The 573-nt window shown below is 28.6% G+C and carries 1 protein-coding gene; it reads right to left on the bottom strand.

Going from position 1 to position 573, the window contains the following annotated elements; all coding sequences use genetic code 11:
- A partial coding sequence (locus HGB55_RS15310) for a restriction endonuclease subunit S (protein ID WP_211047421.1) occupies nt 1-573 on the bottom strand: 573 nt, incomplete at both ends.

Raw genomic sequence — 573 nt, 5'->3', positions numbered from 1 at the left:
TTCAATTATTTTGTTTTGGGTTTGGATTCTATCATCAATAATTGATAAGAGATTACCTATTTTTGTTTGTTCCTCTTTTGTTTTTGGGAATCTAAATATCACTTTATTTAATAAAGTTCCACTTGTTAACGCCCGAGTAGTAAAAGAACTTTTAGTTACAATTTCTTTACGGATATTTTCAATTTGAAAACAATAAGAGGTAAAAGTTTCATTAAAGATAGGTTTAATAGGTCTTGCCCTTAAAACAAAACCACTAAAAACACAATTGTCAATATTTTCAATTAAAGTTGCTGACATACCTATATCTGAAATAGTTTCAGAAGTTCTTGTAAAGAAAACATCACCTTTGACAGCAGAATACCTTTCAATTTCATTTTCACTTAATTCAACTAAGCCTTTTATATGTTCTCGCTTAATGCTTGTTAAATGGTATACATCTTTAAAATTAATTATTGGTGTTCCTTTTCCGAAAAACTCTTTTTCTTTATTTAGACCGTTCTTAAAATCAAAATAGTTTCCAATTTCACCTTCCATCCACTCCCCACTAAACTCAGGAAATCTCAAATTTGGAAT

This window comes from Lutibacter sp. B1 (assembly GCF_012524075.1).
Lineage (GTDB): Bacteria > Bacteroidota > Bacteroidia > Flavobacteriales > Flavobacteriaceae > Lutibacter.
Note: the sequence above shows the minus strand (reverse complement) of the source record. Positions and strands in the feature narration are given on the sequence as shown.